Below are 20,011 nucleotides of genomic sequence, written 5' to 3'. Positions count from 1 at the left end.
CGGTCTCGGATCAGGAACTTCGCCTTGCTGCCCGCATCCTCGAGGTCCATGAGGAGGTTGCGTCCGAGCTGCACGATCCACTCCGCGGTGGGGTGTGCGGTGGCGCCGAGGGTCCGGATGCGCCTGGTGGTGTGCTCGATGACGGCGAAGGCGTACAGGCACGTCCCCGTCAGCGTGCGGACTTCGAAGAGATCGCAGGCGAGTAGAGCTTGGGCCTGGCTGCGGAGGAAGTCGGCCCAGGTGGTGCTCTGCCGTTCGGGCGCGGGTGGGATGCCGTGCTCGCGGAGGATTTCCGTAAGTTGTTTGGTGGCCCGGGAGGGCCGGATGTGGCTGATGAGGATCTTGCCTTGAGCGTGGCTCTCTGGGAGTGGCCGTCTGGTTCTCCGGGGCGCCCTGGCTGCTGATTGAGATGTGCGTTTCGGTCGCTGATTACGGAGATGACAGCGGGGTGTTCCTCGGGCCGGCAGAAATGCTGTTGGGAACGAGGAGGGCACATGAGCAAGGGGCGGGCTCGAGTGTGGGCCGGTGTCGACGCGGGCAAGGGGCATCACTGGGCGGTGGTGGTCGATGAGACCGGCGTGACGGTGTGGTCCAAGAAGGTCGGCAACGATGAGTTGGCGATCCTGGGTGCGCTCGGCGAGATCCTGGAGTTGGCCGACGTGGTCCACTGGGCCGTGGACATCTCCGGTACCGCTTCCGCGTTGCTGCTGGCTCTGCTCGCAGCTCATGGACAGCACGTTGTCTACCGGCCGCGCGGTCAACCGGGTGTCAGCGGCTTACCGGGGTGAGGCCAGGACTGGCTCCCGCGACGCCTATGTCATCGCCGAGACCGTCCGGCACCGCCGGGACTTCGCCTCGATTGATGTGCCCGCGCAGTTGGCCGCTGACCTCGCGCTGCTTACCGCCTATCGCACTGACCTCGTGGCTGACCGGATACGGATGATCAACCGTATCCGCGATGTGCTGACCGGTGTCTTCCCTGCGTTGGAGCGGGCCTTTGATTACTCGGCGCACAAGGGCGTGCTGGTCCTGCTGACCGGCTACCAGTTGCCAGCTGCTATCCGGCGCCGCGGGAGGGCCCGGCTTGCTGCGTGGCTTGCCCATCGCAGTGTCCGAGGTGCCGACGCCGTTGCTGCCGTCGCTCTGGAGGCGGCTCAGGCCCAGCAGACCGTGCTTCCTGGTGAGGATGTCGCCGGCCAGATCGTTGCCGATNGGCCCAGCAGACCGTGCTTCCTGGTGAGGATGTCGCCGGCCAGATCGTTGCCGATCTGGCTGCTCAGGTCTTGGCCTTGGATGACCGGCTCAAGCGGATCGACCGGCAGATCCGCGACACGTTCCGTTGCCATCCGCAGGCGGAGATCATTGAGTCCCCTGCCCGGAATGGGCCCGATACTTGGGGCGGAGTTCGTCGTCGCGGCCGGTGACTTGTCCGCGTATGTGGATGCCGGCCGTCTCGCTTCGGCGGCCGGGCTGGTGCCGGTCCCGCGTGACTCGGGGCGCCGGAGTGGCAATCTGCACCGGCCCAAGCGCTACAGCCGACGCCTGCAGACGGGTGTTCTACATGTCCGCGCAGGTCAGCGTCACTCGTGAGGGGCCGAACCGGGACTTCTACCTCAAGAAGCGAGGTGAGGGTTGCAAGCACGTCCAGGCCGTCATCGCCCTGGCCCGCCGACGAGCGAGCGTGTTGTGGGCACTCCTACGCGACAACCGGGTCTTCACTCCTGCTCCACCGATGACGCGAGCGGCTTGACTTCGGCATTGAGACTCCCACACCGCCGAGGCGGCGATGCGATACCCGAGTTGGGCAAGTTCCCTTGGATCCGCCGGTGCCCCCACGTGAGATTCTCCCTCTCGCCAGCCGCAGGACGAGCTTCTTGATCGCTGCCGTGGTGGGTGGGCGGCCGGTGCCCCGGCGCGCGGTGTAGTCCCACTTTGCGGCGATGAATCTGCGGTGCCAGGCAAGCAGGGTGCCAGGGGTGACGGGGAAGATCTTGAGCCAGTGGCGCTGGGGTATCAGCCCGGACAGGGCGGCGAACCAGAACCGGTCGGCGGGCTCATAACGGACCGGTCCGGCCAACTGGCGGCGCAGGACCGCGTTCTCGTGCCGCAGCACCAGCAGTTCCGCGTCCTTCGCCGTCCCGCGGCGGTAGCTTCCGGGGCCCCTTGTACAGCAAGGACATGATCCCAGCGGGCTGACCGCATCCTGCTCACCTGCGGCGATGACTTTTCGAGCGGCACAGGGCTGACGAGTACCGCACCACGTTGCCCGGGTTGCCTCTTCATCCGCAGAAAACGCCCAGCTCAGCCGCCTGATCGCAATATTGACACCCTTCAGGGTTCCTCAGGTGCGAGCCCACTTCTGGTGCGGCCGGCCGTTGCAGGTCCACAGGATCACCGCGGTTCCGTTGACGGTGCCCGCCTGGCTGACATCGAGGCACAGTCCCGAGTGAACGTTGCGGATCGAGCCATCGGAGGTGAGCGTCCACTTCTGGTTGTTCTGTCCGTTGCACGGCCAGGTGACCACAGGGGTGCCGTTGGTGGTGCCCTGGTTGTAGGCGTCCAGGCACTTGTCGCCGTAGACGCGGATCTCGCCGCCAGGCCACGTGGTCCAGGACTGGTTCGCTGCGGTGTGGCAGTCCCAGATCAGTACGGTGGCGCCAGACGCGGTGGAGGCGTCGTCGACATCCAGGCAGCGGCCCGAGCCGGCACCACGCAACCGGGATGTCGTGTTCTCCAGCGGGATGCCCCCGGACACCCGGTACAGAGCGACGCCATGTGCCGGCACGCTCGCGGAGATCTGACCGCCGGTGGTGGATGTTGCCCCGGTCCACAGGTCGGTCAGGGTGAACGTTCCGCCGGACAGCCCGATCTGGGCCGCCGTAGTGGTGATCGCGGTGGTTCCGCCGCCGCGGTTGAACAGACCGACGGCGACCGAGCCGTCGGACAGGGGTTTGGCGAACACCTCGGCGGCGCCGTCGTCGCGTACCCGTCGTCCGCCCGCGCCCAGGGCGTCCTGGTTCACGGCCAGCAGACGTGGATTGCGCAGGATGGCGCTGACCTCGGCGGACATGGTGCGGATGTCGTTGCCCGCCATCAGGGGCGCGGCCATCAGAGCCCACAGCGCGAAATGTGACCGGGACTCGGTGAGCGTGAGCCCCGGTCTGCCGACCACCAGCATGTCCGGGTCGTTCCAGTGGCCGGGGCCGTTTTGGGCGGCCAACGGAGCGTTGATGTCGATGACGTTTCCCACGCCCATCGGATAGCTGTTGGTGTTGCCGTTCTGCCAGATGTCCAGCAGGTCCTCGGTGGTGCGCCACAGGTCGGCGACCTGACCCCAGTCGTAGGTGGGGCCGGTGACGGCGTGGAAGCTGTTGGGGTTGATGCTGTAGACGATGGGACGTCCCGTGGCGCGGAGGGCGTCTCGCATGAGCGTGAACCGGACGATCTGCTCCTCGCGGGTGCCCTCGGGAGAGCACCAGTCGTACTTCAGATAGTCCACGCCCCAGGAGGCGAAGGTGTTGGCGTCCCGCACCTCGTGTCCGCTGCTGCCGGTTGAGCCGGGGTAGGTGCCGACGCGCTGGGCGCAGGTGCGCTCGGTGGGCACCTGGTAGATCCCGAACTTGAGCCCGCGGCTGTGGATGTAGTCGCCCAGCGCCCTCATGCCGCTGGGGAACTTCGTCGGATGCGCGCGCAGGTTGCCTTGGGCGTCGCGCTGGGGATCGAACCAGCAGTCGTCGACCACGACGTAGTCGTAGCCGGCGTCCCGCATGCCCGAACTCACCATGGCGTCGGCGGCCTGTCGGATCACCGTCTCGTTGACGTTGTTGCAGCCGAAGCTGTTCCAGCTGTTCCAGCCCAGCGGCGGGGTGAGCGCCGGGCTTCCGGGCGCGGCCTGAGCCGGCGGCTGGGCCGGCACGGAGGAGAGCAGCGTCAGCGCGACAGCCGCCGCTGCCAGCAGACGCGGCAGACGTCCGCGGATTGACGTACGCATCGTCTGGTCCTTCCACGAGTGACCTGGGGCGCCGGGCCGCGTCGAGCCGTGATGGCCGGGCACCGTCGATGACGTGAGCATGACATGACACCGAGGGTGGATCCCGGAAGTGATCCACCCCCGGGGTGCTCGTGCCGTCAGGCTAGAACTGCGTGAAGAACCTCCACGTCTCGCCGGGGAGCCAGGTTCTGGAGCCACTGTCCCCGGGAGCTCCGTCCTGTGGTGCGGCGATGTGGCCTCCGTCGAACGCGGCCCAGGCGACCGGCCGTCCGGCGGCGCACCCGGAGTAGGTGGTGGTGATGTGCCGCAGGCTGCCCCGGGGCGGCTCGGGCGGGTTCTGGGTGGTGCAGCCGTTGTTCCTGACGAACCGGTCTCGCATCGACCGTGCGTTGGCGATGTTGTCGCTGACGCCGTGCGCCGCGAAGTACGCGACGGCCCCGGTGCCGCCGCTACAGCCGCTGATCTGGCCGGGAGCGCCGTAGGCCGCGACCGCGCGGAAGACGTTCGGCCGGGAGCAGGCGAGCGAGTAGCTCATGGCGCCGCCATAGCTGAAGCCCAGGGCGAACCGCCGCGTCGTGTCGACGCAGAGGTTTCCTTCGACCCTCCTGAGGATGTCGTCGACAAAGGTCACGTCCTCGCCGCCGGCGTTGGCCCAGCCATTGTTGAGGCCCTGGGGCGCGACGAAGACGGCGCTGTTGTTCGCCAGCCGCTTGAGCCCGTAGTAGGACCAGACGTCCCGCTCCACGGTCTGCCCGGTGGCGACGTCGGTGGCGGTGCCTCCCCACCAGTGGAATCCCAGGACCAGCCGGTAGGGGCGGTTGCGGTCGTAATTGTCGGGAACGTCCAGGATGAAGCTGCGGCTCTTGCCGCCGCTCTGCATCGTGTACGTGCCGTCCCGGAGCGTTGGGGCCTGGCCGCATCCGGCGGCCGCCGACGCGGTGCCCGCCCGCGTGGCGGACGTGCGTTCGCCGTGGCTGCTGCTCACCGCCGGGCCGCCCGTGGCCATGACGAGCGCCGCTGCGACGGCGACGGGCACGAGTAAGAGCTCACGCAGCGACATCCGTGACGTCCTGGGGTGGTGAGCGATGGGCATGGGCATGTACCTCTCCTTTCACCGGGATGGAAAGCGTCATCAGACGTCTGTACTCGAGCCCGCGGTCATGTGAATGTCCGGTCGGGGTCACCGGCGGACGACCGCGTTCAGGGCGTGGTCAGTTCGAAGCGGCTGACGGTCACCGTGCCGCCGAGTGCCCGGGTGGCGTGGTTGAAGATGGCATAGCGGTAGCCCATGAAGAACTGCCAGGCGTTGTTGAGGGTGAAGGCGGGGCCGAGGGGCGCGTAGGTGCTGCCGTTGGTGCTGTAGGAGAACCGGGCTTGGCGGCCGGTGCCGGGTCGGATGTCGGTGGCGGCGCGCAGCCAGATGCGGGTGCCGGTGATGGCCGTGGTGGCGCGCTCGGTGCCGGTGCCGGTGGTGTTCCAGTTGCTGTCCATGGTCAGGCCGTCGACCATGGCCAGGCGGGTCGTGCCGTTCTCGCGTTTGAGGCCGATCCAGGCGGAGGAGTCGCGAAGCATGGCGAGGCCGGCTCGGTCGCCGTCGCGCGTCTGGGCGTGGTCGAGGGTGATGGTGGCGGTGGAGGTGGGGCCCTGGATGCGGTGGGTGAGGGTGTTGCGGGCGGCGTAGAGGTCGTTGGTGACGGTGGCGGTGGTCAGGCGTAGGCCGTCGTTGACGGACCACCGACCGTTGTCGGGGTTGTGGTTCCACTCCCAGGCGGGTTTGAGGGTGGTCCCCTGGAAGGTGTCGACGCCGATGAGGGGTTCGACCTGACGGGGTGGTGGGGGGAGGCTGGGGGTGGGGTAAGCGGTGCCCCAGGCACCGTTCACAAGGTGCAGCTGGGGCCAGCCGTCGGATGTCCAGGTGACGGGGGCGAGGGCGGGGACGCGTCCGCCGGGGTAGGCGTCGACGAAGGCCAGGTAGTACCACTGGCCGTTCTGGGTCTGGACGAGTCCACCCTGGTGGGGGACACCGCCGCCGGGGATCGGTCCCGGCAGGTCGAGGAGGACCTGGCGGAGGGTGTAGGGGCCGAAGGGGCCCGAGGTGGACTTGAGGATGTACTGCCCGTTGGCCGGGCGGGTGAGGAAGATGTAGTAGTTCCCGTTGATCTTGTAGAAGCGGGAGCCCTCCAGTGTTCCAATGCCGGCGGGGGTGGAGAACACCTGCTGGGCGCGGACCTGGCTGCGGGCGTCCGGGGAGAGTTGGGCGACGCTGATCTGCGTGTTGCCGTAGGCCACGTAGAGGGTGTCGTCGGTGTCGACGAGCAGCCCGGCGTCGTAGTAGACGTGCGGCAGGTCGGCGTGCCGGGTCCAGGGGCCCTCGACCGACGTGGCGGTGTAGATGTAGGTGCGGGCGAAGTCGATCTGGCCCAGCCAGTAGAACGTGCGGTTCCTCGGCCGGTAGGCCAGCGACGACGCCCAGATGCCCCTCACGTAGCCACGCCCGCCGTTCAGGTCGTACTTGGCCCCGAAGTCCAGACGTGGTACCGAGTGGCCGGCGAACTCCCAGTTGACCAGGTCGTAGGAGCGCAGGATCGGTGCACCTGGCGAGTAGTGCATCGTCGAGGCCGAGTAGTAGTACGTGTCACCGACCCGGATGATGTCGATGTCGGCGAAGTCCTGCCAGATCACCGGATTGGTGAACGAGGCGGCGCCCACATGAGGCTCCTGGGTCGCCGCACGAGATAACGCGGCGTGTGCCGACTGCGCGCTGACCAGTGGCATCGCGGCTCCTGCGGCCAGTCCGGTGGCGGTGGTCAGTATTCCCCGGCGGCTGGGGAAGTGTGGCTGTTCGGATGCGGGCACGGGTATCACTCTTCTCGGCGGGCGGGACGGAGGGCCGGGAGTGCGACGTGGTGCGCGGTTGTTGCTGCTCCGAGCGCCCGGGCCGCTTCCACCGGGCGTTCGCTTCGGGTCTCCGTACGTCGGATTCCGGAGGTGCGTGCTCGCCATGCCCCGTGGATCTCGTCGGGTTGGTCGGGTCGGTGGTGGACGACGGCCGGAGTTCCGGACGGATGCGGGAGCGCTCCCATGACAGTGTGTGCAGAAAGATCCCTCTTCACCGCAGGCTCCTGAGCGAACGATTTTGGGGAGTTCTACCGATCGTTATGGCGGTGAGGGGACCGTAGAAGTACCTCCTTGTGCCGTCAAGCCCCTGCGGTGGCCCTTGTTGCGGACAGGAGTGTTCTCTTCGAAAGGATCGGAGCGGCCAGTACACTGCCCCGTATGTGCTCAGCCGGCGGCCGCCAGGGCGAATCGCTGACCATCGCGCAGATCGCTCAGCGCGCCGGGGTCTCCGTAGCCACGGTCTCCAAGGTCGTCAACGGGCGGGCGGACGTGGCCCCGACGACCCGCTCGTTGATCGAGGGCATCATCCGCCGGCACGGGTACCGGCGGCAGAAGGCGGCGGGCCCCGCCGCCCTGCTCGAACTGGTCTTCCACGAGGTGCGCGGGCCCTACCCGACCGAGATCTTCCGCGGCGTCCAGCGAGTGGCCGCCGAACACCAACTAGCCGTCGTGGTTTCCGAGTTACGGGGCCGCCACACCCCGGAGCGAGGCTGGGTCGAGGGTGTGCTGGCCCGCCGCCCGACCGGTGTCGTCTCGGTGTTCTCAGGACCCAGCGGCGAGCAGGCCGAACAACTGCGCACCCGGGGCATACCGTTCGCGCTCGTCGATCCGACTGGGGATCCCGACCACGACGCCCCGTCGGTGAGCGCGAGCAACTGGAGTGGCGGGCTGTCGGCGACCCGGCACCTCTTGGAGCTCGGGCACCGGCGCATCGCCGTCATCACGGGAGGGGAGCACGTCCTGGCCGGCCGGGCCAGGCTGGACGGTTACCGGGCCGCCCTCGACATGGCCGGCATTCCGATCGACCCCGCCCTCGTCCGCGTCGGCGACTTCCAGATCCTGGACGGACTCAAGCACACCCGGGACCTGCTGCGCCTCCCGGAGCCGCCGACCGCCGTCTTCACCGGCAACGACGGTCAGGCGCTCGGCGTCTACCGCGCGGCGGCCGAGGCCGGGCTGCGCGTTCCCGAGGACCTGAGCGTCGTCGGATTCGACGACCTCTTCCCGAGCCGGTGGCTCACCCCGCCACTCACCACCGTGCGCCAGCCGCTCGCCGAGATGGCCGCCACCGCCGCCGGCATGGTGATTGCCCTTGCCCAGGGTCGGCCGCTCGAGCGCGGACGCGCGGAGCTCGCCACCGAACTTGTCGTCCGCGGGAGCACCGCTCCTTTTCGGGGCTGACAATCGAAACGATCGCGACTCGCTGACCAGGGCGGACACGGTCCGGACAGGGCAGTTCGCCCCTGAAGGGTTGTGGGTGCCGAAAAGTCCATCCGCGCAGGTGAAAGAACGGATCACGTTGTCTTGCCGATGGCGGGTGGGCGGTGTTCCGGCGCGTCGGCGTTGACCGACATAATGATCAATTGTGTTACTGCGCCTGGCCTATCCGACGGTAACGAACGCCTTCGCCGCACTACGGCTGCTGCCGCTGTTCGCGCCCCAGGACCGCACTTTCCTCGCTGCCTTGCTCCATCGCCTTCCCAAGCAGCGCCTCCGTCGGCTTCGACTGCTGGTGACGCCGGACACCGTACTTCGCTGGCACCGCGACCTGCTGCGCCACAGGCACGCCGTGCGTTCACGCCCACATCGCACGGGTCGGCCGCGAACGGTCCGGTCCATCCGGCTACTCGTGATCCGGCTGGCGAAGGAGAACCCGACTTGGGGGTATCGCCGGATACACGGCGAGCTCACAGTGCTCGGGATCAAGGTCGCAGCCCGATGGTCCGGGAGATCCTGCGCGCCGCAGGAATCGACCCGGCGCCGCAGCGCACGGACGCGACATGGGCCGCTTTCTTGCGCTCACAGGCCGATGCCCTGCTGGCGTGCGACGTCTTCGAGACCGTCACCCTCACCGGCGCGAGACTATACGTGCTGACGGTGATCGAGCAGGCCAGCCGTCGCATTAGATCGGGCCGGGAAGTACCCGCAGGTGTGCGACGCTATCCTCGCCGACGCCGGGATCCAGACCGTGCTCACCGGCGTAATGATGCCGCGGATGAACGCGGTGCCCGCACCGCGCTCTCGGCCAGGGCTCACCTCTGGGATCACGGCCCACGCCGATCAACGATCCGGACCGGAACGTCCAACTGGACGTACGCAGACGCGACCGACTCCGCGGAACCCTCCACGAGTACCGACATGCAGCCTGACTAGCGTGGACGTACTTTCCGGCACCCACAGCGATACTGCTCGGTGATGTTGGGGTTCGGTTCGAGGGTGGGGGTGGTTGCGGTCCAGCTGGCGAGGATGTCGATGGCTCGTCGTGAGGGTGATTCCGGTTCAGTGGTGTAGATGAACAGGGTGGTCTCGGGGTCGCCAGGGAGGGTGAGGGTTTCGTATTCGACGGTGAGGTCTCCGACGAGGTTGTGGCGGAGGCGTTTGGAGCCGTGGGTGCGCTGGTGGACGCGGTGTTGTTCCCACCATTGGTCGAATTCGCGGCTGTGTGCGCGTAGTTCGGTGACGAGGTCGGTGGTGGCGCGGTCGTCGGGGTTGCGGCCGACTTCGAACCGGAGGCTTTCGACGGCGGCGCGGGCTTGGTCGGGCCAGTCGAGGAAGAGGGCTCGGGCGTCGCCGTCGAGGAACATCCAGCGGGCGTAGTTGCGGTGGGCGGCGGGGAGCTGGTCGAAGTCGGTGAAGAGGGCTTTGGCCATGCGGTTGGCGGCGAGGACGTCGGTGCGGCGGCCGAGGATGAGGGCGGGTTCGCCGTCGAGGGCGCCGAGGAGCTGGTAGAGGCCGGGGCGGACGCGTTGGACGTCGTGGGTTCGGCGGGGGGTGGATGTCGAGGTCAGGCCGATGAGGTCGTTGAGGTGGGCGCGTCCGGCGGCGTCGAGGCCGAGGGCGCGGCCGATGGCTTCGACGACGGCGGCGGAGGGAGTGATGCGGCGGCCTTGTTCGAGGCGGGCGTAGTAGTCGGTGGATACGCCGACGAGGCGGGCGACTTCTTCGCGGCGGAGGCCGGGTACGCGGCGGACGCGCCCGTCGGGGGGCAGGCCGGCGCGGGCGGGGTCGATCTGGCTGCGGGCGCGCCGTAGGAAATCGGCGAGTTCTTGGTTGGTTTTGTTCACGGTTCGAGTATCCCTGGGCCGGCGCGGTCCTGGGTGGACCGGCGAGTCCTAGGTTCCGAAGACCGCGCCTCCACAGGGCGCGAGATAGGCCCCCAGAGGGGTTTGCGGTGGATCACTCTTGAAGCACGCCACCACAGGAATAGCCCGGAGGCGCATCACCGAAATCGTGAGCAAAGGACGACCATGAGTTTCCCGACGGATCGACCCGCGATGTGGTTCGTGACCGGAACTTCCCGCGGTCTGGGCCTGGAGCTGGTCACGCAGCTGCTCCAGCGCGGCGACCAGGTCGCCGCGACGACCCGTTCCACGGAGCGGCTGCTGGCAGCCCTCGGTGACCGCGTCGACACTTCGCGGCTGCTGCCGCTGACCGTCGACCTGCGTGATGACGAGCAGGTCCGGCAGGCTGTCCGCCAGGCCACGGAGCGATTCGGCAGCCTCGACGTGGTCGTCAACAACGCCGGCTACGGCTACCTGGCCGCGGTGGAGGAGACGAGTGCCCGCGAGGTTCGCGACATGCTCGACGTCCAGGTCGTCGGGGAGTGGAACGTATTGCGTGCCACGCTGCCGGTGCTTCGCGAGCAGAAGAGCGGTCATGTGGCCAACGTGTCGTCGATTCTCGGGGTGACCGCGGTTCCGGGCCTGGGGCCTCTACTGCGCGGGCAAGTTCGCGCTCGAGGGTCTCACCGAAGCGCTGGCCCAGGAGATGGCCGACTTCGACGTCAAGGTCACCATCGTCGAGCCCGGCTACTTCCGCACCGCTTTCCTCACCACCGACTCGCTCGCGCTGCCCGCCTCGACGACGGATGCGTACGCAGGTCTGCGTGAGATGACCGAGAACCACCTGAAGCTCCAGGGCAGCCAGCTGGGCAACCCGGTCAAGGGCGCGGAGGCGATCATCCGCCAGGTTGTCAGCGGCGAGGGCCCGCTGCGCCAGCTGCTCGGCTCGGACGCCCACGCCTACGCCACCGCGAAGGTCGATGCCCTGCGCGCGAACCTCGAGGTCACCGCGCAGACTGCCGACGCCACTGACTTCGCCGACGGCTGAGAATTCACCAATTTGTCACAGGAAGGAACAATCGTGAGCAAGATTCTGATCGTCATGTCCGCCGCGAGTATCTGGGAACGCACCGACGGCTCGGCATACCCGACCGGGTACTGGGCCGAAGAGCTCGCCGCGCCCCACGAGAAGTTCGTGCAGGCCGGCTTCGCGGTCGACTTCGCTTCCCCGGGCGGCGTTCTGCAGCCGCTCGACGCCCACAGTGCCGACCCGGAGATCGCCGGCCCGGACTGTGCGCACTACGTGGAGCACGCCGCGCGGGCCCTGAGTGAGTTCGGTCCGCTGCTGAAGCTGGACGAAATCGACATCAACGACTACGTCGCTGTGGTCATCCCCGGCGGGCACGGTCCGGTGGTCGACCTCTACCAGGACCGTGACCTCGGCCGCCTGCTCACCGAGGCGGACGCGGCCGGGAAGATCATCGGGGCCGTCTGCCATGGCCCAGCCGGCCTTCTGCCCGCTGTGGACGAGAACGGCAAGTGGCTGTTCGCAGGTCGGGAGATGACGGCCTTCACCGACGAGGAGGAGCAGAGCTTCGGCACTGCGGAAGGCGCTCCGTGGCTGCTGGCCAGCACGCTGCGTCAGAAGGGTGCGAAGCACTCCGGGGGACCGGCGTACCAGGCGTACAACGTGCAGGACCGGAACCTCTTCACCGGCCAGAACCCGGCCTCCAGCGCCCCCATGGCCGAGGCCATGATCGGCGCGCTCAAGTAGCAGCTCCCCAGCAAGCCGGGAAGCCGGGAAGCCTGCTCGCCACTCGGTTTTTCCCGGCTTTCGCGGTTTGTGCCGCCCGCTCCCACTGGTCCGGGAGCGGCGGCGCCAGCCGCATCCGTCGGCTGATGATCCCCATCATGATCGCTCAGGAAGAAGCGTGGAATCCACGGTCACATCTCTGCCGCAACCCGATGCCGTTGGACGTGTCGAGAAGGGCTTGTTCATCGGCGGTCGATGGCGAGCGGCGTCCGGCGGGGGTAGCTTCTCGGTGGAGGATCCGGCCACCGGGCGGACACTGTGCGAGGTGTCGGACGCGACCCCGGCGGAGCAGCCTGAGCTGGGGAACGCTCACCGCGGAGTGTTGTCCGGGCGCTCGGCTCCGTCGAGCAACCTCCGGACGGCGTCGTTGAATCCCGCCGTGTCGGTCAGGCCGAAGGCCACACGCTGGAGCAGGAATCCGTGCAGCAGACCGATCAATACCCGTGCGCCGCTCTCCGGCTCCACGGTGTGGACAGCGCCCGCCGCTTGTCCGCGACGCAGGGCGTCGGCGATGCTGCGACGGACTCTTTCGAAGCCCTCCAAGGCGCGGGCGTGCAGGCCGTCGTTGCGCAGCAGTTCCGACCACGTCTGCACGACGCACTGCAGCAGCTCCTCGACCGGCACCACCTGCCCTGCGGCGTCCGTGACGGTCTCGGCGCTCAGTGCCTGAAGGGAGGCGGCGACCAGGTCGCCCAGGGAAGGGGCGTCAGCGGCCACGGCCACCCGCTCCATCGGCTCGAAGATCAGCCGGAAGGCGTCCGCGGCGATGGCCAGGATGATCTCCTCCTTGCTCGCGAAGTAGCGGTAGGGGGCACCCGCAGAAACACCGGCTGCGGCGGCGATGTCCGGCATCGAGGTCTGGTGGAAGCCGCCCCGCGCGAAACACCGGCGCGCTGCCGCCACGATCTCCGCACGCTTGGCTTCCCGACGCTCGGGCGTGATGCGCGGCATGGTCGGCCTCCTCAAAGTGAATGATCGTTCATCTTGACATGGAACCATATCGGGCCCATCGTGAAAATGAAAGGTCATTCACGGAAGCGGGGATCTTGATGGGCATCGAGCTGACCATCGGCACCTACCGGTACGAGCACACCGAGGCGCTCTTCGACGGCCGCGTGAAGATCGACGGGGTGGACGCCACCCTTGAGACGGAGCCTCTGGTCTCGGATCTCTTCCGGCACATGATCGAAGGCCGGTACGACATAGCGGAACTCGGCTTGACCTACTTTCTGCGTACCTTTGACCTGGACGACGCGCCATTCATGGCGCTGCCGGTCTTCCCGAACCGCAACTTCCGGCACTCCGCCATCTTCGTGAACACCGAGGCGGGGATCGAGAAGCCGCAGGACCTCGCCGGCAAGACACTCGGCGAGTTCGCGCTCTTCGGACACGACGCCGGGGTCTGGCCCAAGGGCATCCTGTCGGACGAGTACGGCGTGACCGTCGACCAGTGCCGCTGGGTCATCGGCGGCACCGACCATCCCATCCCCGCGTTCGACTGGCTCCCGCAGCCGGTGCCGGACGGCGTGCACGTGCGGCACGCCGACGACGGCCAGACCCTGGGCGCCATGCTCGAGTCCGGAGAGATCGACGCACTCATCTCGGTCGACGTGCCCCAGGCCATGTTGCGGGGATCGACGAAGATCGTCCGGCTCTTCCCCGACTATGAGAACGTCGAGCGCGACTACTACCGGCGCACCGGGATCTTCCCCCCGATGCACATCGTCGCGGTCCGCAAGGACCTGGTGCACCGTTCCGAGGATCTGCGCTCGGTCTACCGCGCCTTCGTCGAGGCCAAGGACCTGGCCGAACGCACATACATCGAGGACGCCGCGAAGCAGCACATGAGCCTGGTGACCCCCTGGTTCAGTAGCCTGTTCGAACACAATCGCAGCCTGCTCGGCGAGAACTGGTGGCCCTACGGCCTGCGTGCGAACCGCAAGGCGGTCGACACCTTCCTGCGCTACCACCACGAGCAGGGCCTCTCCAAGCGCCTGCTGACCAGCCGCGACATCTTCATCCCCGAGTTCCTCGACACCTAGTCGCACCGATCGGGGCCAAAAGCACCCACCAGTCCCGCAAGGACGCCGTGCTCCACCGCAATGCCCTGGCCATCAACTGAGCCCCGTACAGGGCGGAATGGAGGCGGCGGCAAGCTCGCGGGCCCGCTCCTCGCTCCGCACGCCGTGCAGCATGAAGTACACCGGACCTGCGTGATCCACGCCGGCCTTCTGCTCGCGGACCAGGTGGACGATGGCGGCCCGCAGGGCGTCGTTCACGGCGTCGTCGACGGTGTGAAAATCGGTCCGTTTCTCACCTACGTAAGGATGCGAAACTTCCCAATGCCGTTGTCAAGCCGCTGCGGCAGCCGCGGGTGCCCCTTGATAGCAAACTCCGTCGCGGATCATGGCCCATAGGACGTTGACTCGTCGCCGGGCGAGGTACAGCAGGGCCTGCTGGTGGTTCTTGCCTTGCTTGCGCATGCGTTCGTAGTACGTCCGTGAGGCCGGTGTGGCAGGCCGCTTGGAGCGAGTTCACCCCTTACCTGGCTTTCCCGCCGGAGATAAGGAAGGTTGTCTACTCGACGAACCTGATCGAATCGATCAACGCACGGCTGCGGAAGGCCACCCGCAACCGCGGGCACTTCCCCTCCGAGCAGGCCGCGCTGAAGGTCCTCTACCTCGCTGTCCGCGAGCAGATCACCCTGAAGGGTGCATTTACTGCAGTACGGTGGCTGACCAGGGGATTTACGATCGCCGAGCCGGTCGCCCGGGTTCTTACGAAGTCATGACGTGCTGATCGAATCACCGCTGCCTTCCCGCCTCGCTTCTCAGGATGGTTGCCGGCACACCGTTCACACAGGAGGCATACGCGTAATGAGCAGGCGTCGCAGGTCCTATACGAAGAGCCGCGTGATCGGCCTCTCGGTCGCAGTGACCACGGTGGCGGCCGCCGTGACGACGTTCAGCCTGGCCAACGCCAGTGAGGAACATCGTCCGGGCGCCGCGTCCAGTACGAAGGCCGCTGCCACCGGTGCGGACCACGCGGTGTTCGTCCAGGGCAACGAAGTGTCCGGCAACACCATCCACGCGTTCAAGCGTTCCAGCACAGGCAAGCTGACCGCCGCCGGCAACTACAAGACCGGAGGCAAGGGGGCGGTGGCCACCGGTGCGCCCACCGACGCGCTCGCTTCGCAGGGTTCCCTGGTCTATGACGCGCGGCATCACCTGCTGATCGGTGTCAACGCGGGCAGTGGTTCGGTCACCTCGTTCGGCGTCTCCGGCCAGAAGCTCTCCAACCGCCAGTCGGTCTCCTCGGGAGGTGACTTCCCCCTGTCAGTCGCGGTGTACGGCGACACCGCCTATGTATTGAACGGTGGCGGCGAAGCGTCGGTGCAGGGCTTCAACATCACCGCGCAGGGCCTGAAGGCCATACCCGGATCGAAGCGCCTGCTCGGGGTCAAGGGCCCTGCTGTCCCGGTCTTCACCGACAACCCCGCCCAGGTTTCGTTCACGCCCGACGGCGAAAACCTGGCCGTGACCGTCAAGTCGACCAACACGATCGAGGTCTTCCCGGTCGCGGCCGACGGCACCCTCGCCAAGAAGGCCGTCTCCAACAAGTCGGCAGGCAACGTCCCCTTCGGCTTCACCTTCGACCAGGGTGGCCGGCTGTTCGTCACCGAGGCCGCGAAATCGACGGTCAGCACCTACGAGGTCGGCGCCGGCGGAAAGCTGACCGCTGTGACGGCCGCGGTGCCGAACGGGCAGAACACGCTGTGCTGGATCCAGGCCGCGGGCGGCTTCTTCTACGGTGCCAGCACCGGCAATTCAGCGGTGACCGCGTACTCCGTGGACTCGGCAGGGAAGGTCAGCGTAGTGGCCAAGCAGGCGGTGCCGCTGTCGGCCGACTCCCGTGGCACGATCGACATGGCAGCCTCCGCCGACGGGGCGTTCCTCTACGTACAGAACGGAACGACCGGCAACATCGACGGATTCCGGGTCGCGGCCAACGGCAAGCTGACCCTGGTCACCAGGGCCACTGAAGGCCTGCCGAAGTTCTCCGCGGAGAAGGGCGGCATGGAGGGCATCGTCGCCGCGTGACCAGCACGTGGAGGCGCTGAGCGTTCGTCGCCCGGGCGTGCAGGACCTGCGGTCCGGCGCTCGACGTCCGGGCGCGGCTTCAAGATCTCCAGACGGCCGACGCGGCCGCCTCCTACCCAGCACGAGCAACTCGCCGTGCAGACGCCTGTAGCCCCAGGTGTGGATTCTCCCTCGCCAGACGCAGCACCAGAATCCGGATGGAGTGCACCGTACGAGGTCGACCAGGGCGCTTGCGGGGACTCGGGTTTCACGGGCTGGATCAGGACCTTCGCCGATCCACGGCCTTGCGCGGCCTGGTGGTGGCCGGGCCACGGCCGTACGCCCTGAGGCTGGACGAACTGCGTGCTCTGCCCCAGCACGAGGTGGAGCTGCCGATCTCCTGCGCGGAGAGCTGGAGCAAGTCGACGCGCTGGACACTGGCTCTTCGCGCTGGTGGCCGTGGTCGCGGTGATGTTGCTGTGGGCGGCGTGCGGGGAATCGCCCGCAGAGGGCGGCCACCTCGTGAGGAGCGTGACCCGTTCCGGGCCTCCCCTTACAGGTGTCTTACGTGTTCCCGGCGGGGCCGCGGGCCGCCCGGCGGCCTCCTACGGTGACCGGATGAGATCCCTCCGTGCCCTTCGTACGATCGCGGCGGTGACGGCCGCTCCGCTGCTGCTCGCCACCGCCGGTCTGGTGCATCCCCGGCATCTGACAGCGGCGACAGCCGGCCACTGGGCCGGACTGCACATCGCCCTGCTGCCCGTCTTCCCCTTCCTGGCGGTGGGCTTGTTGGTCCCGCTGTGGGGGCGGCCGCACCGGAACGGGGAAGGGGCTCTGACGGTGCTCGCCTGGGCAGGATGTCTCTGTTATGCCACGTACTACTCCGGGCTCGACGCGGTGGCGGGGATCTCCGCAGGGACGGTGGTGGACCATGGTGTCCACGGGGCGGCCGGGGGGCTGTTCCGAACTGGGGACGAGTTGGGCCGGGTGGGCGTGCACGCGTTGGCCGTGGCCGTTGTCGCCACGTGCGCGGCGCTCTGGCGCCGGCATGGGGCACGGGTGCTGCCGGGCACCGTGGTCCTGCTGGCCGCCTGCTGGTCGTTCTTGGACAGTCACATCTTCTGGCCCCGGGGGGTGTTCACGATGCTCGGCTTCGCCGTGGGCTTCGTCCTGCTGACGCTGGCTGCTCCCCGGAGCGGAAAGACCGTGTCCGCAGCCGGATCGAAGACGATCTGTCCCGGACTTCCTCGTAGAGGACTTGGGCAAGGAACGCGACCAGGCTGGTCTCGCCACTCGTGACAGCACGCGACTGAAATGGACTTGTCGGGCGGGAGGGAGAGCCAGACGGGCCGTCGTTGGTGGGATTGATCCCGCTGGGGACCGAGCCGGAGAGATTGCCGACTGTAAATCCTGTCGTCCCGACCAGCGTTTTCGCAGGTCGGAGGCCGTTTCCGCCGGAAGGTGGGGGCGGCCTTTTCGGTGTTTTCGGGGGGTGTGGTCGCAGGGTGGTCGTGGCTTCGGTAGGTGCACCTTCTGTTCGGCGGTGGTGAGGGCTGTGTCGATGGCGTTGGCGGCGGTGCGGGCGGCTTGTGGGGTGAGGGTGGCTGTAGATGTTCGCGGTGGTGGAGAGCGTTGAATGCCGCAGGGTCTTGGAGACGACGGTGAGGGGGACGTCGGCGGTGATGGAGATGGTCGCGGCGAGGTGACGCAGGTCGTGAACGGTCGTGCGCGGTACTCCGGCCTTTTCGGCAGAGCAGGTGGAAGTGACTGAGGACGTATTCGGGGTGGAGGGGCCTGCCGTCCAGCCGGTGAAGGACAAGATCCCCGCGCGGTGAGGATTGGCGGGGATCGGGGTCCGCGGGCGGCGCCGTAGGGCTGTGGCCTCCCGGGGTGAGATGGCGATCCAGTTCTTGCTGCTGCGGACGGTGACCTTGCCGCGTCCGTAGGCGAGGTGGGTGTGGACGAAGCCGGCGATGCGGGGGTAGCCGAGGTCGTCGAGGCGGCCTTGGCCGAGGGCTGGGATGAGGTCGGCGGTGACGTAGTTGCGGTACCGGGCCATCGTGGGCTTCAGGGCCAGCGCTTTCGCCTGGAGCCAGGTGGTGAGGTAGTCGGCGACGGTCTGGTTCGGGTCGGCTGAGAACCCGCAGTCTTCTCCCTCCAGCATCCGGCGCAGCGCAGCGGCGGCCGCGTCTCGGGTGGGGTAGTCGCCCCGGCGGACGGTGTGGCTCCGGGCCTTGGGGGACCGGCGGAGGTCGCCCACCGGTGTCAGAAGCATCCCTCCATGCAGTCGATATTCGTGGGATACCTGAAGGGTGTCTTTATTGCCATGCGATGGCTGACCTGGGGCTGAGCAACGCCGAGATTCTCGCGCTGCGTCATGAGGTCGCCGTGCTGCGCCGACAGGTTGCGCGGCCGCGGCTCTCGTGGGCCGATCGTGCCGTGCTCTCCGCTCTTGCCCGGCACCTGCCACCTGTCTTACGCCGCCATCGGCTGGTTACTCCGGGTACGTTGTTGGTCTGGCACCGGCGTCTGGTGCGATGGAAGTGGCGCCAGGCACCGGTCAGACCCGGCCGACCACCGTTGCCGGACGAGATGGTCGCCCTCATCCGGCGTCTGGCGAGGGAGAATCCGGCCTGGGGGTACGTCAGGGTCCAAGGCGAGTTGCGACGGCTTGGTCATCGGGTCGCCGCTGCCACGATCCGACGCGTCCTGCGCTGCTCCGGCCTTGCGGGTGCCGATAAATCATCCGCGCAGTTCAGGTGGCGTTGCTGGTATTGGTGGAGGGTTCCGCCGAGTCGGTCTCGTCGGCGGACTTCAAGGTGGGTGAGTTGGGCTTGGTGGGTGATGGGGGCGGGTAGTGGGCGGTATGGCGACCGGCTGAGTGAACCACTCGCGCATGTGCTCGTCGAGGTGTGCGCTGAAGTGATCGCGGTACAACATCCAGACCAGGCGCTCGTCCGCCTCCATCACCTGGCCAGGCGGGAGCCCTGACGGACCTGGGCGGACGCGCCCGCTGTCTCCTCGATGAGACTGCCGTCCGCGAGCAGGAGAGCGCGGGATGGGACATGGTGTTCGGCCAGCTCCCGTTGTCTGTATGGGAGAAACATGTGCGGCACTGGCTGAACACTGCGTGCTCGAACAAGCGCCACGGCGGCCTCCTCCTAGACGCACTGGTCAGCGCCTCGGTTGGTCGCGGCGAGGTGTTCGGAGCCCGCTGTCCCGGTCCCGGATGAGGAACCGGAAGCACCCAGCCCTGTCGCCGAGGTCCATGAGCAGGTTGCGGGCGAGTTGAGTGACCCATGCGCCGGTCGGGTGGGCGGTGACGCCGACGCGCTGACAGCAGCTGCGCCAGAGCGTCGGACCGAGCGACCGCGGCCAAGATCTTGGGGATCCGAAGAAGCGGTCTCCACCAGGGCACGTCCGGCTTCTCCCGGGACGCTGCCGGCGCCAGCTCACGGGTCTCGGTGGACGTCGTGCCACACCTCGGTGACGTGGCCTTCTGCCACCTCAAGGCGGCGGGTGGTGTGGACCGCTTCCAGCATGCGGCGGTCGTGGGTGACCAGGAGCAGCGTGCCCTGGTAGGAGGCCAGGGCGGACTCCAGTTGCTCGATCGCTGGCAGGTCCAGGTGGTTGGTGGGCTCGTCCAGGACCAGCAGGTTGACGCCCCGGGCCTGGAGCAGGGCCAGGGCCGCGCGGGTGCGCTCGCCCGGGGACAGCGTGGACGCGGGGCGCAGCACATGGGCGGCCTTGAGGCCGAACTTGGCCAGCAGGGTCCGTACGTCCGCGGGCGCCATCTCCGGCACCGCCGCTCCGAAGGCGTCCAGCAGTGCCTCGCCGCCGAAGAACAGCGCGCGGGCCTGGTCGATCTCGCCGACCACCACGCCCGGCCCGAGTGACGCATGGCCCTCGTCCAGCGGGAGGCGGCCGAGGAGGGCGGCCAGCAGGGTGG

The 20,011-nt window shown here is 67.9% G+C and carries 14 protein-coding genes and 9 pseudogenes; 11 read left to right on the top strand and 12 right to left on the bottom strand.

Annotated features, from left to right (window positions below):
* Positions 1–296, bottom strand: a pseudogene (locus EEJ42_RS54135) (integrase); the annotation flags it as partial.
* Positions 297–494: 198 nt separating this feature from the next.
* On the opposite strand from EEJ42_RS54135, the pseudogene EEJ42_RS03595 reads away from it, so the two are divergent.
* A pseudogene (locus EEJ42_RS03595) lies at positions 495–1,750 on the top strand (IS110 family RNA-guided transposase).
* A gap of 591 nt (positions 1,751–2,341) precedes the next feature.
* On the opposite strand, the gene EEJ42_RS03585 reads toward EEJ42_RS03595, so the two are convergent.
* From EEJ42_RS03585 to EEJ42_RS03575, 3 genes are all read right to left on the bottom strand, one after another.
* Positions 2,342–3,991, bottom strand: coding sequence for a glycoside hydrolase family 27 protein (locus EEJ42_RS03585; RefSeq protein ID WP_123098559.1), 1,650 nt, complete (start codon positions 3,989–3,991; stop codon positions 2,342–2,344).
* 142 nt (positions 3,992–4,133) lie between these two features.
* Positions 4,134–5,090, bottom strand: a complete 957-nt coding sequence (locus EEJ42_RS03580) for a CE1 family esterase (RefSeq protein ID WP_246096010.1) — start codon at positions 5,088–5,090, stop codon at positions 4,134–4,136.
* Positions 5,091–5,191: 101 nt separating this feature from the next.
* On the bottom strand, positions 5,192–6,766 hold the full coding sequence (locus tag EEJ42_RS03575) for a glycoside hydrolase family 43 protein (protein WP_123098558.1): 1,575 nt from the start codon (positions 6,764–6,766) through the stop codon (positions 5,192–5,194).
* A gap of 501 nt (positions 6,767–7,267) precedes the next feature.
* Here EEJ42_RS03575 and EEJ42_RS03570 point away from each other — a divergent pair.
* Both EEJ42_RS03570 and EEJ42_RS52375 read left to right on the top strand, forming a co-directional pair.
* Positions 7,268–8,290 carry a LacI family DNA-binding transcriptional regulator gene (locus EEJ42_RS03570; protein WP_123098557.1) on the top strand — a complete coding sequence of 341 codons (1,023 nt, stop codon included), beginning with the start codon at positions 7,268–7,270 and terminating at the stop codon, positions 8,288–8,290.
* 184 nt (positions 8,291–8,474) lie between these two features.
* Positions 8,475–9,258: pseudogene (locus tag EEJ42_RS52375) on the top strand (integrase).
* Here the strand turns inward: EEJ42_RS52375 and EEJ42_RS03560 are convergent.
* Positions 9,259–10,173 (bottom strand): helix-turn-helix transcriptional regulator, encoded by a 915-nt coding sequence (locus EEJ42_RS03560; protein ID WP_123098556.1) that lies wholly within the window; start codon positions 10,171–10,173, stop codon positions 9,259–9,261.
* 183 nt (positions 10,174–10,356) lie between these two features.
* Between EEJ42_RS03560 and EEJ42_RS52370 the strand changes: the two are divergent.
* The 3 genes and pseudogenes from EEJ42_RS52370 to EEJ42_RS03550 form a co-directional block, all read left to right on the top strand.
* A pseudogene (locus tag EEJ42_RS52370) lies at positions 10,357–10,752 on the top strand (SDR family NAD(P)-dependent oxidoreductase); the annotation flags it as partial.
* A gap of 112 nt (positions 10,753–10,864) precedes the next feature.
* The gene (locus tag EEJ42_RS52365) at positions 10,865–11,218 is read left to right on the top strand and encodes a Rossmann-fold NAD(P)-binding domain-containing protein (protein WP_246096011.1); all 354 of its coding nucleotides are present in this window, start codon (positions 10,865–10,867) and stop codon (positions 11,216–11,218) included.
* A gap of 33 nt (positions 11,219–11,251) precedes the next feature.
* Positions 11,252–11,944, top strand: a complete 693-nt coding sequence (locus tag EEJ42_RS03550; RefSeq protein WP_123098555.1) for a type 1 glutamine amidotransferase domain-containing protein — start codon at positions 11,252–11,254, stop codon at positions 11,942–11,944.
* Positions 11,945–12,292: 348 nt separating this feature from the next.
* On the opposite strand, the gene EEJ42_RS03540 is transcribed toward EEJ42_RS03550, so the two are convergent.
* Positions 12,293–12,934: a TetR/AcrR family transcriptional regulator gene (locus EEJ42_RS03540; RefSeq protein ID WP_123098554.1), complete on the bottom strand. Its 642-nt coding sequence runs from the start codon at positions 12,932–12,934 to the stop codon at positions 12,293–12,295.
* 98 nt (positions 12,935–13,032) lie between these two features.
* On the opposite strand from EEJ42_RS03540, the gene EEJ42_RS03535 reads away from it, so the two are divergent.
* Positions 13,033–14,025 carry a substrate-binding domain-containing protein gene (locus EEJ42_RS03535; protein ID WP_123098553.1) on the top strand — a complete coding sequence of 331 codons (993 nt, stop codon included), beginning with the start codon at positions 13,033–13,035 and terminating at the stop codon, positions 14,023–14,025.
* 72 nt (positions 14,026–14,097) lie between these two features.
* Here the strand turns inward: EEJ42_RS03535 and EEJ42_RS50600 are convergent, their stop codons facing one another.
* Both EEJ42_RS50600 and EEJ42_RS03530 read right to left on the bottom strand, forming a co-directional pair.
* Complete coding sequence (locus EEJ42_RS50600; RefSeq protein ID WP_184502915.1) at positions 14,098–14,262, bottom strand: hypothetical protein; 165 nt, start codon at positions 14,260–14,262, stop codon at positions 14,098–14,100.
* A gap of 72 nt (positions 14,263–14,334) precedes the next feature.
* Positions 14,335–14,493 (bottom strand): annotated as a pseudogene (locus EEJ42_RS03530) (IS110 family transposase); the annotation flags it as partial.
* A gap of 2 nt (positions 14,494–14,495) precedes the next feature.
* Here EEJ42_RS03530 and EEJ42_RS03525 point away from each other — a divergent pair.
* Together EEJ42_RS03525 and EEJ42_RS03520 are read left to right on the top strand one after the other, a co-directional pair.
* Positions 14,496–14,672 (top strand): annotated as a pseudogene (locus tag EEJ42_RS03525) (transposase); the annotation flags it as partial.
* Between the two features lie 103 nt (positions 14,673–14,775).
* On the top strand, positions 14,776–16,083 hold the full coding sequence (locus EEJ42_RS03520) for a lactonase family protein (protein ID WP_246096009.1): 1,308 nt from the start codon (positions 14,776–14,778) through the stop codon (positions 16,081–16,083).
* Between the two features lie 88 nt (positions 16,084–16,171).
* Here the strand turns inward: EEJ42_RS03520 and EEJ42_RS52360 are convergent.
* Positions 16,172–16,315, bottom strand: a pseudogene (locus tag EEJ42_RS52360) (integrase); the annotation flags it as partial.
* Positions 16,316–16,680: 365 nt separating this feature from the next.
* On the opposite strand from EEJ42_RS52360, the gene EEJ42_RS03505 reads away from it, so the two are divergent.
* Positions 16,681–17,361: a hypothetical protein gene (locus EEJ42_RS03505; RefSeq protein ID WP_246096008.1), complete on the top strand. Its 681-nt coding sequence runs from the start codon at positions 16,681–16,683 to the stop codon at positions 17,359–17,361.
* Positions 17,362–17,716: 355 nt separating this feature from the next.
* Here EEJ42_RS03505 and EEJ42_RS54455 read toward each other — a convergent pair.
* Positions 17,717–18,121: pseudogene (locus tag EEJ42_RS54455) on the bottom strand (hypothetical protein); the annotation flags it as partial.
* A gap of 272 nt (positions 18,122–18,393) precedes the next feature.
* Here EEJ42_RS54455 and EEJ42_RS54450 point away from each other — a divergent pair.
* A complete protein-coding gene (locus EEJ42_RS54450; RefSeq protein ID WP_425472842.1) occupies positions 18,394–19,053 on the top strand; it encodes a helix-turn-helix domain-containing protein in 660 nt (219 codons plus the stop codon).
* Between the two features lie 222 nt (positions 19,054–19,275).
* Here EEJ42_RS54450 and EEJ42_RS52345 read toward each other — a convergent pair.
* Positions 19,276–19,392: pseudogene (locus EEJ42_RS52345) on the bottom strand (integrase); the annotation flags it as partial.
* Positions 19,393–19,514: 122 nt separating this feature from the next.
* Positions 19,515–20,011 (bottom strand): ATP-binding cassette domain-containing protein (locus EEJ42_RS03480; protein ID WP_148081837.1); only part of this gene is annotated, 497 nt, incomplete at its 5' end.

Source organism: Streptomyces botrytidirepellens (assembly GCF_003721215.1).
In the GTDB taxonomy this organism is placed as follows: domain Bacteria; phylum Actinomycetota; class Actinomycetes; order Streptomycetales; family Streptomycetaceae; genus Streptomyces; species Streptomyces himastatinicus.
The sequence above is the reverse complement of the archived record's forward strand: the minus strand, read 5'-3'. Positions and strand labels throughout refer to the sequence as shown.